Source organism: Brucella grignonensis (assembly GCF_002252505.1).
GTDB lineage: Bacteria > Pseudomonadota > Alphaproteobacteria > Rhizobiales > Rhizobiaceae > Brucella > Brucella grignonensis.
The window spans coordinates 47,753-63,432 of record NZ_NNRL01000143.1 but is presented as its reverse complement, the minus strand read 5'-3'; the positions used below and the strand labels follow the sequence as shown (position 1 = coordinate 63,432).

The following is a 15,680-nucleotide window of genomic DNA, read 5'->3' as shown; positions in this document are numbered from 1 at the left end:
CTTCACTTATTTGGCGTCTTGGATCTTGTGCCATTGTTCTAATTGCGCCCGGCACTTACTCCTTAGGCTCTTTCGTACTGCGTTCTCCAAAAACGGCAGAACCGATACGTACATGGGTTGCGCCAAGTGATATGGCGGCCTTAAAGTCACCACTCATTCCCATCGACAAGCCATACAAACCGTTCCGGGCGGCAATATCAGCAAGCATTTGGAAATGGGGAATCGGCTCCTGTCCGGATGGTGGGATGCACATCAAACCCAATACCCGAAGGTCTAACCGCTGGCACTCGGCGATGAACTGATCTGCAGCACCGCTAGCGATACCTGCCTTCTGTGGTTCACCACCCGTATTGATCTGAACAAACAACTGCGGACATGTGCCACTTGCCTGAACAGACTTCGCCAAGGCGACAGCCAAAGAAATTCTGTCAATACTGTGAATCGCGTCAAACAATCCCACTGCCGCCTTTGCCTTGTTGGACTGAAGTGGGCCAATCAGGTGGAGCCGAGTGTCCGGATACTTTGCGCGAAGCAAGGGCCACTTTTCCGCGGCCTCCTTTACGTAGTTCTCGCCAAATTCTCGATGACCGGCTGCCAGCGCCGCTTGCACCCTATCAAGTGGCTGAAGCTTGGAAACCGCAACTACAGTAACTGAACCGCTCCGTCGGCCGCAGCTACGTTCGGCGTCAGCGATCTGAGGAAGGATGCTTGAGAGCGTCATTACAATCCCCTCTTCAAGAATGTCGGCGCATCAGCAGAAAATACCCACGCTTCCCAATTCGTCGATAAGCTTTCTTCTAGATCGTAACAGCCCACCTTAAGGTAAACTTAAGGGTTGTACCCAAGCCGGACTTCTGCCCTGTCGCGCTCCGTATGGCGATCATTCGTCTTTCCGGCGATCACTGCTGCCCGTGGTTGCCGCTGGGCCGTCAGGTATCAGGATTCGGTCCTGCACAGCGGCAATCTTCACCCATTCGACGGCTGGGTCACGATTGACATCGCGAAGTGGGACCGATTCCCGATCCGGGCGCCGGGGAAGAAGCAAGATGATATGGGGCTGGACCGGATGGTTCCAGAATGCGACGCAGCAGGTCCATCGACCGCTCGGTCCCGGAGACGCGGCAGCTCCCTTCGAGATCAGGAACCTTGCGAATGTAGACTAGAGCATCTACATTCACGGGAAAAATTATCTACACGGAGGCTCCATGCCGATCAATGTCAACAATCCGGAGGCGGATGCGCTTACCCGCCGGTTCGCTCATATGGCCGGTGTGAGCATCACCGACGCGATCGTCATCGCCATGAAGGAGGCGATCGAGCGCCGCCGTGTTGCCGAAAGCCCGCTTCAGACCGCCGCGCGTCTTCGTGAGAAGCATGGTGTGGCGCTGCGCAAAGCGGCGAAGATGCCGCTTCCGCGCGAGGCTTTTGACGAGATGTGGGAATCGAAATAATGTTCGTCGACGCGTGCGCGATCATTGCCGTGATGTCCGACGAGCCGGAAGCAAAGCGCGTCTCCGATGCGCTCGCTTCCGGGAAGGGTGCATTTACCTCTCCGGTCGCCGTACTGGAGGCGGTCCTTGGTCTTGCGCGCCCCGACAAGTTCGCTCTCGCCGTATCCGAGGTTGAGCCGATCGTGGTCGAGTTTCTTGACGAGCGCGGCATCGAAATCAGGGATCTGCCGCCCGCGTCCGAAACCACAAAGCTGGCGCTCTCCGCCGCACATCGGTATCGCTCCGGGCGCCATGGTCTCAACCTCGGCGATTGCCTGCATTACGCATGCGCGAAATATTTCGCGGTGCCAATTCTTGCCACGGCCGACGAGTTCCGGCAGACCGATCTCACCGCGGTCCCCTGAAGCGAGACGTTTTCCGTTTCGATCCGGGTCACCCGTTCCCGTCCGGTCGATCGTCGTGTCAACGATAGGACACCAAGGCCTGCCGCCGGGTATCCCCGCCTGCACGGACTTCTCTATCGGACCGGTCCCGTGTGAAACGAGAGCCGGATGCGCGGTTGCCGGCCGCCTTCCCGATATAGTGCGCCAGAGGCGCAGCTTGATTTCAGCGCGTGGTCAGCCTGACTGGGCGTGTAGCGAAGTCAGCGTCCGGACCTTCCGCAGGATCCCCGGGTTCATGGCGGTTGAGGGATCGTGGGTGCGAAACCCTGTCCGGGGCTCAGGTCTTTGCATAGCCTGTCTGGAAGCCGGGAGGCTCATTTGCGACCGATCGCCATGCCTCGGGGTTCACGCCGACGACGGAAACGCCGGTCTTCATTCAACTTTCCACAAAGGCCACGTCCATCTGCGTCCTCGATGTGACTGGTCTGACCGAAGGACGCCCCCGTTTGCACGGGTTCTCGATCTTGTCCCGGCAACGGCCTTCGAGACTTTCTTCCCCTGACGGCTGTGCCGCCATTCCTCGCGCACCAACAAAGTCTCTCCCGGCCGCCTTCCACTTCGTTCCAGCCCCGCGGGTGCCGGTCGATCGCCTCCGGTCCTTCGACCGTCATCGAGGTCGCGATGGGCGCGGCCCGAACAAAAAAGGAATGAGACACATGGCTACCATCGGCACCTTCGCTTCCACGGGCAATGGCTTCAGCGGTTCGATCAAGACCCTCAACCTCAACGTCAAGGCCAAGCTGGTCCGCATCGAAAACCCCTCCGACAAGGGACCGCACTTCCGCATCTTCTCCGGCAATGTCGAACTCGGCGCCGCCTGGCAGAAGGTCTCCGGCGAAGGCCGCGACTACCTCTCCGTCAAGCTGGATGACCCGAGCTTCCCCGCCCCGATCTACGCCACCCTGATCGAGGTGGAAGGCGAGGAAGGTCTCCAACTGATCTGGTCCCGCCCCAACCGGGACTGATCGGCCCCGACAGAGGACCCCGCCGCGCAGGCGGGGTTCCTCCTGCGTCTGATCAAGCCGAAACCAGGCATCGAGCCTGGTCCCGACTTCTTGGCGCCACCCGTGTGTGGGGAAGTCTGCTCAGATCGTCCGAGGATGCCATGGCGATCCGAAGGCCCCAAGGTCTTCGTGGTACCCCCAAAATGCTCCGCATTTCGGCTCCCCCACTTGCCGGCTCCGCCGGTCGCGTGCCGCGAACCTTGACCCCTCCGGCTCACCATGACCGCCGGTGACATCTTTCAAAAACGTCAAGGAGACGAAGATGTCGATCGATCAGGTAATCGAGGAATTGCGCGCCGAGCTGCGGAACGCTGTCTATCGCGGCGAGCGTCGCGAGATCGAGGCCGCGCTGGAGCTCGCCCTTGCTGAGCGTGAAACCATTTGGGCCGAGCAAGAAGCGATCATGCTTGCGGAGCCTCCTTTCTAGGAGGCTTTCGCCCTGCAATAGAACCTCATAGGCCGGATCGACCGGCCTATGAGGTTCGCCGAGCCCGGCGACTATGCTGCTGGCCGCACGTTTGCGGGCCGTACCCACGCTCGCGTTTGTTGCGCAGCAGCTCCAGGAAGAGCTGCACCGCGTCGTCTTCTTTACTGAAATGATGTTGCATGGATTGGCCACGCGCGCCTATGCGCCCCCATCTGCGGGTCAGGCAGACGTCCCCAAACAAGGTCGCCTCGATCGACATGGCATAAAACCGGGCCATGTTTTTCGTGGGATCCATCCGTTCGACGTAAAGCTGGTAGGGTTGCACGATCATCGGAAGAGAATCGCGCTGTTCGAATACGGGGTCTAACGACTTCTATGAATCGGTTTCCCACGGCCGATTCATTTTGGTGATGGATCAGACCATCAGATATGCCGTGGTCCATACATCGATGAGGGGGCCGTTCCTCGATCAGCATCTCGCCCCATAACTGCGCGCGCCATACGTCGATATCGGCTTATCTCAAGGAAGCGAGGGAGATCCCTTTCCGATCGAAGGCCTAAAGGTTGCTGGCAGGGAAGATGTTGGGCGAGGCCCTGCGGGCACGGCTCTGCTCGCTGCGCTCATCGAACCCGCTGCGCGGTTTCGCCCCATGCGGGCGACGAACCTCTCGCGATGAGGCGCTGTGCCGATACCTTCGCAGACTCTGAACTGTGCGTGGACGGTGAACCGCCGCTTCCCTTCATCAGGGAAGATCGGGCATTGGGCCGTTAGCGATATCCCAAATCCACGACGGCATTTCGCTCTCCGAGACGAGCAGAGCAAGGCTGTCGTGATACGCGCAGTCTGCATCGTCGGGCACGATGTACATCGCAATGGGCTCCGCCTTATTCACGGTCAGCACGATACTCGCCATCGGCTGTGTCGGCGTCAGATTGTACCGCAGGCCTTTCATGAAGATCGAGCCTCGCTTGATGAGCGCGTCAAGCAGCATGCCTTCGTATTGGCTCTCGAACGGAATCCACTTTTCGCTGACCGTCATCAGCGCGATGGCCTCGACCGCTGCAATACCAGAAAGACCGACGCCGAATGTTGCCGCGGCGATGAGATGTGAGTCCGGGCTTGCGTCCCAAAGCGCAAGCTCTCGTGCGAACACCTTGTTCATACGACGGTTGACGTCCTCGGCCAGCATGAACGGATACCGAGGGGCGTGTTTGACGATCAGTCGTGAACCAGACCGGGCCGGCTGTATCTCCTTCACCTCTCCGATCAGAATCGCGAGTGAACGGCGATTGCCCTGCGACTGCACCGCTCTGCTCAGAAATGCCTGGCGGCGCTGAACGATTGCGTCGGCCCGCTCTGGGTCGAACATTTCCGGGATGTAGACCGTGTCCGAAAGCGGCTTTCCCTTGGCGCTCGAACTCGACGCTGCCTCGATCAGGAACTTGCGGACCACCCCCCAATTGCGCCGGCCGGCCATCGCCGGACGCCAGCGATTAAACTGTGCCCGGTCCCACAGGAAATGCAGCATCGCCTTCAAGGACAATCGGGCACCGTCGGTTCTGACGTCGCCCGGATCAGCGTTGTCACCAATCGAGGGTGCAGTCCGCCCGCCGAGCTTCGAAAGGCTGAACCCGAGCTTCAGGGCCGTCGTGCCGGGTTTCGACATTCTCGATGATTGCCTCGCCCTCAACTGCGCTCAGGCCCGAAAGGTCGGATGGCGGCTCGTAGGACTCGCAGTCGGGCGCGTGCTGCGCCCCGGTGCCCGGCATCCGCTTCAGGATATGGCGGTCTTCAAACCGCGCGATATACATCGGCACGCCTTCTGCCTGGCAGAGGCAAAGAGGATGTTCACGGTGCGAATAGGCATCCGCCAATCGATCGTCGAGCGCGGTATCTCCGACATCAACATCAATCCCGCCCATGCGGATATGCCGGCTCATGGTCTTTCGCTTCCAGCGATAATCATCCGAATAGTCTCCCCTTCAGGCTCAAAGCTATTTTTGCTGGTTTTTTTGTTGTGTCAGTTGAACTCTGTCGATTCTCATTTTTCCAATTTCAGGTACAATGAAGCTCTCCGCGAAAGGACAAGGCATGCGAGATCCTACAAATGCCGACCAAGCCTTCGACGCTGTCCCTGGCGATCGTTCGACCCGTTTGCGCCCGATGCCCTTCCTCATCGCATTGCCGTTCAATATGCTTGAGGCGATCGGGCGCGCTGGCTTCTACGCCACATGGCATCTGCTCTATTTCGTCGCCTGCGCATTTCGTGCCTTCACCGGCTTTCTCGTTCTCGCCGGGTTCGTCATGCTTCCCGTCTCGCTCGGGGTCTTCGTCAATCCGAACGCGGCTCCGATGCCATGGTGGTTCTTCTTGTCCTCGGCTTTCGGCATGTTCGCATTCGCGCTCGGCTATAATCTCTTCCTCGGCTGGTTCGCGCCTCCAGGCGCGGAAGATCCATTCGAACGCTATCGGCAATCGCCAACGGCAGGAAATGGTCGCTAGCCCGCTGACCGCACCCGCAGACTTCAAAGAAAGACCATTCAAGGAGATCGCCGCATGTCGAACATCACCAAGGCGGCAGACGCAACAGACCAGATTCAGGATCAGGTCGGGATAGCGCTTGATCGACTTCAAGGCGGCTTTAACGGCCGGATCGTCAACGGGTACGGCATCTATTCCGACCCATCCATGCGCCGCTTGGATTTGGTTGGGGCGCAGAAGGCCATTGAGGCGGCTCTCTCTCTCATGCACAGCACTCATTGGCCGACGAACGCAGAATATGACACGCTCGACCAGGGCAGCGAAGAGCCGGTCAGCTCGACTTGACGAACCTGTTTGGGTTAGCCTTGGCATCCATGTCCTTTCTCCGGAAGTAGATTGCTCGCCCGCAGCGGATCGGATCGTGTCCCTGCACGATGATGATCTGCTCGTCCTTGCGCATCTGCTGCGTGATCTCATGCGGCATGATCAGCGGCCTACGCTGCAGATTGAGACTTTCCGATTTGCGATTGCCGCTGTTGGAATTGCTCCAACCGACATTGCGGGATTTGCCCTCGACCTCGACGGTCATCTCGCCGCATTGCGCCGAAACGTTGCGCGCCGTTTCCAGGGCCTTGATCGCAGCATAGGAGGCAAAAGCGCAGCCATCGATCCACGACGTCGCGCCGTCCTTGCCAAAATGCCGTTCGAGCTGGCCGACGGACTGGTACATCAGCATCAGCGTGATCCCGTACTTGCGCCCACGGTCGCGCGCCTCCTCGAGCACCCGCATGTAGCCGAGCAAATCCACTTCATCGAGCATGAACAGGGCGCGACGCTTGAACGCGCCGTCGGCCTGCGTCATTGCGTTGATCAGCGAGCCGATAATCACCCGCCCGATCCCTGGATAGGAGCGCAAGATCGCCGCCGGGATATTGAGGAACACGTCCTTTCCCCCGGCAACGATGTCGCTCGATTTGAACGAACGACCGCAGACCAGTGCGGCGTAATCATCAAGCGACAGCCATTGCGTATCCTTCGATGCCGTCGAATAGACCCCGGAGAATGTCTGCTCGGTCATGTTGGTGAAAACGCCCAGCGTCTCGCGGATGAAGGCGGACTGCGATGTCGCCTGTATGTCGCGCAGCATGGCGAGAACCGAAGGCTCCGGCTCCGAGACGATCTGGCGCAAACTGCGCAACGATCGCCGCCCGGCATACTCCGGGGACAGCACGACGTGGGCAAGTAAACCCGTCAAGAGGTTGTGTGCCTGGTTCTGGAAATAACTGCCGGTCGAGGATTCGAAACGCGCGCTTTCCGACAGCAGCATATGCGCCACGGCGACGATATCCTCTTCCTTGTGTTTCGAGGTTTCGATCCAATCGAGGACGTTGAAACCTGTGACGGGGTTTGCGGGATCGAGCACCATGCATTCCCGGCCGAGCTTGCGGGTCCGATGCTCGACGACCATCGGCGCTACCTCCGTCGATGGGTCGAGGCAGATCAACGGCCCGGTGTAACGCAGCGCCGTCGGAACGACATTGCTCGTCGTCTTGAACCCGCCTGATCCAGCAAAGAACAACATATGTGTGGAATCGAAATCCTGCTTGTAGGTGAGTAACGGCACTGTCCCGCCGCTGCCCCACGTTTCCCCGTCGGTTGGGTCGAATGGCACGTCGCGGACCGTCTCCTTGTCGACACGGTAGCGCTCACCGACGACGATCTCGCCGTCTGGCGGAAACAGCTTTCCGGCCGCTGACATGGTGAGCCAATCTGCGTCACCAAAGGTTCCGCGCTTCGCACGCCTCACCGGATCGGACACCACGACCGATACCCGTGCCGAAACTGCAACGATGACGAAACCGCCCGCTGCGGCAATGACGGCGAAGAAGTCGAGATAAGACAGGACTTCGTCCCACGTCACCGCGCCGCTCTCTACGGATGGGGACAGGCGCGCATACTCGCGCAGAGCGTAAAAGCTGGCGACGCCCAGAAAGCAGATCAGGTTCGCAAAAGCCACTGGCCGCCGGCGATGCATCGGCAGGGCGAGGACGGTGATCAGCCCCGCAATCGGACCAAAGAGCAGGTTGGCAACCGGCGCGGAGCGCAGGAACCAATATGCATTACCCGTCGAGAACGCCGCCGCCATCCCTTGCCATCTGTACGATGTGATCACCAGCGTGATCGCGGTGACAGCGACAGGCAGGATTGCCCACAATAGCGCTGGCTTCAGTATGGTCTTAGTTGCCATGTCCGGCGCCTCTCGTTGGCGCTTGGTCGCCCGTGGAGTTTTCAGAATGATCGCCGACAGGCGGTCCGGCTTCCGCCGCGTCCAGCCGATCGCGCTGGAAGGCCATGCCGCCTTTGGCCTTCAGGCGATGGTGCTCGGGTGATCCCACTCGAACGGTCGCAGCCTCCAGAAGCACACCCAGCAAGAAAGCGCGGTCGGCCTGCCGCAGACCGGCCTTCACCACCAGCCCGCCGAGCGTGATCTTTTCGCGGGCGTCCTTTTTTCGGTCTTCGGTCATTGCCTGCCGCCGCCTTCTCTCCATACCCAGAATGCGCCGATCGAGGCGCTTAAGCAGATGCCGCTGAAGGCCCCTTGCCGCTTTTGCGAAATCGCGCGGCGATCTCCTCGAAGATGGCGTCGAGTTCGTTGTCGGATATTTCTAGTTCCGCCAGCCCCGCCTTTGCCGCGGCGCGTGCAAAGCGTTCATTGGCCTTCGCCAGAATTCCACGGCGTTTTTCGCGTAGTTTCTCAATCTGGGCGTCAATCTCTGAAATCGATGATCTAGCACGCATTTGCTCACTTTTCCTTCCGGTCGCACTTCTTTTGCGCGGCCATTATACCGTGTAGAAACGCATAGTAAAAGATGATAGTTTGCGTCGAGCCGTGAGGCTCATTTTTGGTCTGCGCCCGGAAGGGCGCATCCCGAGAAGCGGCATCGGTCCTACGGCCCGATCTGTTCGAGGGCGCAATATACGTCGCTGACGCGACATGCTTGGGAGAGGTCTCGGATCGTATGGCGATCATGTTCGTACGGGCTCAGGTGATCAGTCGGGGAGCGGGGCGCAGCGTCGTCTCGGCCGCCGCCTATCGCCACCGTACGAGGATGGAGGAAGAGCAGACCGGGATGAGCTTCCGCTATGAGGCCGGCAAGGCCGAACTCGTTCATGAGGAGCTGGCGCTGCCCGATCAGACGCCGGCCTGGCTTCGCACAATGATCGATGGGCGGACGATCGCCGGCGCCAGCGAGGTGTTGTGGAATGCCGTCGATACATTCGAGAAAAGGGCGGATGCGCAGCTTGCCCGCGAGATGATATTCGCGTTGCCCGAAGAGTTGTCGCGGGCGGAGAACGTCGCCCTGGTGCGCGAATTCGTGCGCGACCACCTCACGTCAAAGGGCATGGTTGCCGACTGGGTCTATCACGACAAAGGGGGCAATCCGCATATCCATCTGATGACCACCTTGCGACCGCTGACGGATGACGGTTTCGGGCCGAAGAAGGTTGCGGTGCTCGGCAATGACGGCGAGCCGTTGCGTGTCGTCACCCCCGATCGTCCCAAGGGCAAGATCGTCTATCGGCTCTGGGCCGGCGACAAGGACACGATGAAGGCGTGGAAGATCGCCTGGGCGGAAACGGCCAACAGGCATCTGGCACTCGCCGGTCATGACATTCGTCTCGACGGGCGCTCCTATGCCGAACAGGGGCTCGACGGCATTGCGCAAAGTCATCTGGGCCCGGCAAAGGCGGCGCTGACCCGGAAAGGCATGGAGATGTATTTCGCGCCGGCCGCCCTGGCGCGGCGGCAGGAGATGGCCGACCGGCTTGTCGACGAGCCCGGCCTTTTGCTGATGCAGCTGAGCCGCGAGCGCTCAACGTTCGACGAGCGCGAAATCGCCCGGGCTCTACATCGCTATGTCGACGATCCCACCGCCTTCGCCAACATCCGGGCGCAGTTAATGGCATCGTCCGATCTTGTGACGTTGAAGCCCCAGCAGATCGATCCGGAGACCGGAAAGGTCAGCGACGTCGCCGTGTTCACCACGCGGTCCATGCTGCGCACCGAATACGATATGGCAGAGTCGGCACGAGAACTCTTCAGCCGATCCGGCTTTAACGTAGCCTCCGATAAAGTCGATGCCGCCATTCGCATGGTGGAGAGCCGCGATCCGGAAAAGCCGTTCAAGCTCGACATCGAACAGGTCGATGCGGTCTGGCATGTTACCGGGGACAGCGCCATATCCGCCGTGGTCGGATTGGCCGGTGCGGGCAAATCGACCTTGCTCGATGCGGCGCGATTTGCATGGGAAGGCGATGGTCGACGCGTGTTAGGTGCTGCGCTCGCCGGCAAGGCTGCGGAAGGTCTGGAAGATAGTTCCGGTATCAAATCTCGCACACTTGCGTCCTGGGAACTGGCCTGGGCAGACGGGCGAGACAGACTGCAAAAGGGCGATGTGCTGGTTGTCGACGAAGCTGGCATGGTGTCGTCGGAGCAATTGGCGCGGGTGCTCAAAATAGTGGACGAGGCCGGTGCGAAAGCCGTCCTTGTTGGCGACCCGATGCAACTCCAACCCATCCAGGCAGGTGCGGCGTTCCGCGCGATTGTCGAGCGCATCGGCTTTGCCGAACTGACCGGTGTTCGCCGACAACGGGAGGCGTGGGCGCGCGATGCCTCGCGCCTGTTCGCTCGAGGTAAGGTCGAGGCGGCCCTTGATGCCTATGCACAGCACGGCCGCATCCTTCAGCTTGAAACCCGTGAAGCGCTGATCGAGCAGATCGTCGCGGATTGGGGGCAGGCTCGGGAGGAATACCGTGCGCGCGCCGAAAGCGAAAACCGCAAACTCAGCGGTTCCGAGCTGCTCGTCCTAGCGCAGACCAATGACGATGTGCGGAGGCTCAATGAAGCGTTGCGCGCCGTTATGGCAAGACAGGGTTCGCTTGGCGAGGAGCGCGCGTTCCAGACCGAACGCGGCGCGCGCCAGTTCGCAGTCGGTGACCGCCTGATCTTCCTCGAAAATGCCCGGTTCTTCGAGAAGCGAGCCGAGCATCTCGCCGTGCAGCATGTCAAGAACGGGATGCTGGGCACCGTCATCTCGACTACGACCGCGCGCGGCGAAACTCTGTTGACTGTCAAGTTGGACGCGGGCCGCGAGATCACGTTCGGGCAGGACACCTATCGCAATATCGACCATGGTTATGCCGCCACGGTGCACAAGTCACAGGGCGCGACGGTCGACCGCACTTTCGTTCTCGCCACCGGAATGATGGATCAGCATCTCGCCTATGTGGCGATGTCACGCCATCGCGATCGGGCCGATCTCTATATGGCGCATCAGGATTTTGCGCCGCGCGACGAATTGGGCAGGGCGCCGCGTGCCGACCACGCCGCCGGTGTAACCGGCGAACTGATCGAAACCGGCGAAGCCAAATTCCGGCCTGATGACGAGGATGCGAAAAAGAGCCCCTATGCGGATGTTAAGACCGACGATGGAGCGGTGCATCGTGTCTGGGGCGTCAGCCTGCCGAAGGCGCTGGAAAAGGGCGGCGTTTTGGAAGGCGATACCGTTACCCTGCGCAAGGACGGTGTTGAAACCGTCAAGGTAGAGGTTCCTGTCGTCGATCCCGAAACGGGCGCCAAGCGGTTCGAGGAACGCGAGGTGCAGCGCAATGTCTGGACCGCAAACCTAGTTGAGACAGCCGAAGCCCGCCAGCAGCGCATCGAGCAGGAAAGCCATCGGCCGGAACTGTTCAAACAGTTGGTCGAACGTCTGTCGCGTTCGGGCGCCAAGAGCACGACGCTCGATTACGAATCCGAAGCAGGCTACCAGGCACAGGTTGTCGATTTCGCCCGTCGCCGCAACATGGATCACGCCATCGAACTTGCTGCCGGGATGGAAGCGGGGATGGAGCGGCGGCTGTCGTGGATTGGCGCGCAGCGCGATCGCTTGGCGCGGCTCTGGGAGCGCGCGAGCATTGCGCTCGGACTTGCGATCGAGAAGGAGCGCAGCGTCTCCTATGACGATCAGGCGGTCAGGGCGGAGCCGGTGGTTTCGGCATCCAAAGCGGCAGCCCCGGTTCAGCCGGCACAGCAAGCGCCGATTTGCGCCGAAATGCGATATCTCATCGCGCCACAGGAAAGTTTTGTCCGTTCGCTGGATGAAGACGCGCGCATCGAGCACGTGGCGTCGGCCCGGTGGAAGGAGCGTGAGACGATCCTTCTTCCGGTAATGGAGCGCATCTATCGCAATCCGGCCGCCGCACTCGACCAACTGAATCGGCAAGCATCCGCCTTTGATGTCGAGCCACGTCGTTTGGGTGAAGATCTCGGGCGTGCCCCCGCGATGCTCGGCGCTGTGCGCGGAAGCGCCAGCCTGGTCGATGGACAGGCTGCGCGTCAGGAACGGGCAGAGGCTGTCGCCGCTGTCGCAGATCTTGTGCCGCTCGTGCGCGGCCACGCCGAGAGTTTCAAACGCGATCAGACCCTTTTTGCCAACCGCGAACATGCTCGCCGGGCCGCCATGTCCCTTTCGGTTCCGGCGCTGTCTCCACATGCTATGGCGCGGCTCACGGAAATCGAAGCCGTGCGCGAGCAAGGCGGCGAGGGCGCCTACAAGACCGCCTTCGCTTTCGCTGCCGCGGAACGATCCCTCTCGCAGGAAATGAAGGCGGTCGGTGAAGCCCTGACCGCACGGTTCGGCTGGAGCGCGTTTACCGATAAGGCCGATCTGTACGCCGAGAAGCAGATGGTTGATCGCATGGCGGAAGGGGTGTCGGAAGGCAAGCGCGTGGAACTGACGACATTGTTTGCCGCCGTTCGGCGGTTCAACGAACAACTATATCTGGCCGAGAAGCGCGATCCTTCGCGGACAGTCGCGCCGGCGGCCTACGATCCGGCCGCGACCCTGGAAATGTCGAAGCCACCGGCATTGCCGATGCTTGCCGCCGTCACCTTGTTCAAATCCTCCGTCGAGGAGGAGGCTAAAATGCGGGCGATTGAAGTGCCTCGTTACAAGCAGCAACGCGCGGTCCTCGCCGAGGCGGTGCAGCGGGTATGGCGCGATCCAGCGGCCTCGCTTGCAATGATCGAGGATCTTGTTGTCAGGGGTGTCGAGCCGGAGCGGATCGCCCGCGCTCTCACCAATGAACCCGCCGCCTATGGCCCGCTGCGTGGCTCCGAGCGGGTCATGGATCGGCTGCTGGCCTCAGGGAAGGAACGCAAAGCAGCGCTCTCGGCCGTGGAAAGCGTAGCGGCTCAGGTGGTTTCAATGGGGAGGGCTTGGCGTGGTGCGTTTGACGCCGAAAAGACTGCCGTTTTTGCGGATCGGGAGCGGATGAGCGTGCCGGTGCCCGGCCTGTCGCCGCAGGCAGAGGCCGATCTGACCCGCTTGACGGCTGCCGTCGCGAAATCCCCTAAAGACATTACGCGACTTGTCCGCGCTCTCGACGCGAAGGTCAGGGCGGAATTCGCAGTTGTCAGCAAGGCGCTCGACAACCGGTTCGGCCCCAACGCCATCGGCCGCGAACAGGGTGATGTCGTCAGCCGCATTCCCGCCGCGCAGCGCAAGGTTTTCGAGGCGATGCAACCCCGTCTGAAGGTCCTGCAGAACGCCGTTCGCGCCGACAGGGCGCAAGACATTATCGCAGAGCGTCAGATGCGGGCGCTCAATCAGGTCAAGGGCATCACCAGGTAGCAGAAAGGATATTCAAATGGCCGGACAGACAACCGCTCTCGACGCAATCGTGCGGACCGAGCTTGCCATCGAAATCATGAACCAGGCGCGGGGGCTGGTCTCGGAGCGGGTCGCCGCCATTGAGGCGGAGGATCCAGCCGGCGCGGAAGCAATGCGTGCCAAGCGGCGCACGCTTCTCGCCGTCCAGAACAGCGTTCGCGTCGACGATCTCGATCACGTCGAGGCGGTGATCGCCGAATGGGGACCGAGGATCAAAAACCCGGCGCAATTCTGGCGGGAGCTTTGAGTTATGGCGGAGGAGGCTGCCAATGGTCGCTTGTCGGAGACCGAGAACGAACGCGTCTTCCGGACGGAAATCCTGCCAGACTATCTTCCCGATCAGATTCGCGCCGCCGACTGCCCGACCCTGATTGTTCTGGGCGGCCAGCCGGGCTCTGGCAAGACGGCACTTTTGATCGCCAGCCAGACCGAGCTGGAGCGGACCGGTGGTGCCATAAGGATCGTCGGTGACGATTTGCGGTCCTACCATCCCGGCTTTGTCGCCCATCAGAGTATCGATCCTGTAACGGCATCGCGCTTTACGCAAGGCGATGCCGGGATCTGGACCGAGAAGCTGCTTGCTGCCGCCACCTCTCGTCGTGTCCACGTTGTATTCGAAACGACGATGCGGACGCCGGACAATGTCGAGAAAATCATGAAGGTTGGACGATCCGCCGGTTATCGCGTCGAGGCGCGCGCTCTGGCCGTCAGCCCACGTGTCAGCTGGCAGGGATGCCATTACCGGTTTGAAGAACTGCACCAGGCCGGAGCGGCTGCGCGGATCCCGCCACGTGCCGTTCATGATGGTGCTGTCACTGGTCTGGCCGAAAGCCTCAAGCGTATTGAGCGCCGCAAGCTCGCCGACCGAGTCGTGATCCAGTCGGCCGACGGAGAGGCCGTCTATGACAACCAGCTTGCCAACGGGCGATGGCGCTCAGCCACGATCGCAGCTCAGGTGCTCGACGAAACGCGCAATCGTCCCTTAACCCGTGAGGAGGTTGACCGGTTCGCGCATATCTGGACGCGGTTGATTCAACGCATGGAGGACAGGCGCGCTCCATCTATCCTGATTGACGAGGTGAAAAGTCAGTCACGCGACGACCTCGCCTGGTTCCAGTTGGAGCGTCGGCGGTCGGAAGCCGGTGACGCGGTCAAAAGTTCACATGACGTAAAACAGCGCGTCGGTATGGTGCCGGCCCCCGCGATGGCAGAGGCACCCGAACGAATCCCGACCCTCGCGGACCCGGATCGAGATAGGGAGAAGCCTGATCGCCAGGTCCGCCCCGGAGATGTCCTCATTCCCGGACGCGAGCTGGCGGATCTGAGTGAGGCCGAGATCGTCGTCAAGCTGAGGGATTCATCGCGGTTGGCGGAGAAGCGGGCAGAAATCGATCGACTGTCGATGCTGGTCTATGGCAACTCGGCCGCCGTCTCGGCGACGGTCGAGCGCATCGATGGCCCGATGGCTGGGGCTATTGCAGGCGAGGATGCCCGCAGTGGCAAACTCGGGCCTCTCGCCGGCGAAGGCAAAGGTTTCTTCCGCGCGGAAAGCCCCGAACGGCAGGCGGCGAAAGCACATCTGCCGCAACTGGCCGCAGCTCTTGAGGACTACGGGCGAACGGTCGATTTCGAGCGGTATCAGATGGAGACAAAACATCGTGATGAACAATATCGTCAGCGGCAGGAAATCCGTGCGCCGTCAGAAGGTCTCGAGAAAGTCCTGGCGGCCCCGGAACATGAGCGGGCAATGCGGCTCAACGCGACGCCAGAGCTACGGAGGGAATTGGAACGGATCAGCGCTTCAATATCACGACGCCTCGACGTTACAGACCGCACTGCGTTGAGGCGAGACAATCTTAAGCAGATCGCGCAATCGCTCAATGTGTCTGCCGGCCAGGCCGCAAGTCTGTCGCGGATACATAAACAGACGGAGGGTCTCGGACGGCACGTTCAAACTCATAGCCAGACTCAACATGGAAATGTGACCCCGACGCTCAAACGTTGACCGCAAGATGTATCGGAACCCAGATATTAGTAAACGAAAAGGGTATTTTTTTGATCCATAGCAATCAGCGTGAGCGAGTCGGCATCTATCTCTCCGGAAATCGCGGCTAATGATCATAGTTGCGGAATGACCGAG

Annotated in this window: 16 protein-coding genes; 9 read left to right on the top strand and 7 right to left on the bottom strand. The window is 60.7% G+C overall.

Features of this window, described 5'->3' with window-relative positions; all coding sequences use genetic code 11:
• Positions 1 to 55: 55 nt before the first annotated feature.
• Positions 56 to 721, bottom strand: a complete 666-nt coding sequence (locus CEV33_RS01925; RefSeq protein ID WP_094538786.1) for a YggS family pyridoxal phosphate-dependent enzyme — start codon at positions 719 to 721, stop codon at positions 56 to 58.
• A gap of 484 nt (positions 722 to 1,205) precedes the next feature.
• On the opposite strand from CEV33_RS01925, the gene CEV33_RS01920 reads away from it, so the two are divergent.
• The 4 genes from CEV33_RS01920 (at position 1,206) to CEV33_RS23940 (ending at position 3,325) form a co-directional block, all read left to right on the top strand.
• Complete coding sequence (locus CEV33_RS01920) at positions 1,206 to 1,451, top strand: type II toxin-antitoxin system VapB family antitoxin (protein WP_094538785.1); 246 nt, start codon at positions 1,206 to 1,208, stop codon at positions 1,449 to 1,451.
• Positions 1,451 to 1,855, top strand: a complete 405-nt coding sequence (locus CEV33_RS01915) for a type II toxin-antitoxin system VapC family toxin (protein WP_094538784.1) — start codon at positions 1,451 to 1,453, stop codon at positions 1,853 to 1,855. The genes CEV33_RS01920 and CEV33_RS01915 overlap by 1 nt, the downstream gene beginning before the upstream one ends.
• 695 nt (positions 1,856 to 2,550) lie before the next feature.
• A complete protein-coding gene (locus tag CEV33_RS01910; RefSeq protein WP_094538783.1) occupies positions 2,551 to 2,859 on the top strand; it encodes a DUF736 domain-containing protein in 309 nt (102 codons plus the stop codon).
• 301 nt (positions 2,860 to 3,160) lie between these two features.
• A complete protein-coding gene (locus CEV33_RS23940) occupies positions 3,161 to 3,325 on the top strand; it encodes a hypothetical protein (protein WP_167388095.1) in 165 nt (54 codons plus the stop codon).
• Between the two features lie 46 nt (positions 3,326 to 3,371).
• Here CEV33_RS23940 and CEV33_RS01905 read toward each other — a convergent pair whose 3' ends face one another.
• From CEV33_RS01905 to CEV33_RS24585, 3 genes are all read right to left on the bottom strand, one after another.
• Positions 3,372 to 3,656 (bottom strand): WGR domain-containing protein, encoded by a 285-nt coding sequence (locus CEV33_RS01905; protein ID WP_094538782.1) that lies wholly within the window; start codon positions 3,654 to 3,656, stop codon positions 3,372 to 3,374.
• Between the two features lie 412 nt (positions 3,657 to 4,068).
• Positions 4,069 to 4,992: a DUF1173 family protein gene (locus CEV33_RS01900; protein ID WP_268875789.1), complete on the bottom strand. Its 924-nt coding sequence runs from the start codon at positions 4,990 to 4,992 to the stop codon at positions 4,069 to 4,071.
• Positions 4,910 to 5,266 carry a DUF1173 family protein gene (locus CEV33_RS24585; protein WP_268875788.1) on the bottom strand — a complete coding sequence of 119 codons (357 nt, stop codon included), beginning with the start codon at positions 5,264 to 5,266 and terminating at the stop codon, positions 4,910 to 4,912. The genes CEV33_RS01900 and CEV33_RS24585 overlap by 83 nt, the downstream gene beginning before the upstream one ends.
• A gap of 151 nt (positions 5,267 to 5,417) precedes the next feature.
• Between CEV33_RS24585 and CEV33_RS01895 the strand changes: the two genes are divergently transcribed.
• Positions 5,418 to 5,828, top strand: a complete 411-nt coding sequence (locus CEV33_RS01895; protein ID WP_094538843.1) for a hypothetical protein — start codon at positions 5,418 to 5,420, stop codon at positions 5,826 to 5,828.
• 54 nt (positions 5,829 to 5,882) lie between these two features.
• On the top strand, positions 5,883 to 6,152 hold the full coding sequence (locus CEV33_RS01890; RefSeq protein WP_094538781.1) for a hypothetical protein: 270 nt from the start codon (positions 5,883 to 5,885) through the stop codon (positions 6,150 to 6,152).
• Here the strand turns inward: CEV33_RS01890 and traG are convergent.
• From traG to CEV33_RS01875, 3 genes are read right to left on the bottom strand one after another with little or no spacing between them, the layout of a single operon-like run.
• Positions 6,139 to 8,055, bottom strand: coding sequence for a Ti-type conjugative transfer system protein TraG (gene traG / locus CEV33_RS01885; protein ID WP_094538780.1), 1,917 nt, complete (start codon positions 8,053 to 8,055; stop codon positions 6,139 to 6,141). The genes CEV33_RS01890 and traG overlap by 14 nt on opposite strands.
• A complete protein-coding gene (locus CEV33_RS01880; protein ID WP_094538779.1) occupies positions 8,045 to 8,332 on the bottom strand; it encodes a conjugal transfer protein TraD in 288 nt (95 codons plus the stop codon). The genes traG and CEV33_RS01880 overlap by 11 nt, the downstream gene beginning before the upstream one ends.
• 49 nt (positions 8,333 to 8,381) lie before the next feature.
• Positions 8,382 to 8,606, bottom strand: a complete 225-nt coding sequence (locus tag CEV33_RS01875) for a TraC family protein (protein WP_094538778.1) — start codon at positions 8,604 to 8,606, stop codon at positions 8,382 to 8,384.
• Positions 8,607 to 8,827: 221 nt separating this feature from the next.
• On the opposite strand from CEV33_RS01875, the gene traA reads away from it, so the two are divergent.
• Genes traA through CEV33_RS01860 form a run of 3 tightly spaced genes read left to right on the top strand, consistent with a single transcriptional unit; the run spans position 8,828 to position 15,545 of the window.
• Entirely contained in the window at positions 8,828 to 13,501 is a 4,674-nt protein-coding gene (gene traA, locus CEV33_RS01870) for a Ti-type conjugative transfer relaxase TraA (protein ID WP_094538777.1), read from the top strand.
• A 16-nt stretch (positions 13,502 to 13,517) separates the two neighbouring features.
• The gene (locus CEV33_RS01865; protein WP_094538776.1) at positions 13,518 to 13,787 is read left to right on the top strand and encodes a hypothetical protein; all 270 of its coding nucleotides are present in this window, start codon (positions 13,518 to 13,520) and stop codon (positions 13,785 to 13,787) included.
• A gap of 3 nt (positions 13,788 to 13,790) precedes the next feature.
• The gene (locus tag CEV33_RS01860) at positions 13,791 to 15,545 is read left to right on the top strand and encodes a zeta toxin family protein (protein WP_094538775.1); all 1,755 of its coding nucleotides are present in this window, start codon (positions 13,791 to 13,793) and stop codon (positions 15,543 to 15,545) included.
• Positions 15,546 to 15,680 lie beyond the last annotated feature (135 nt).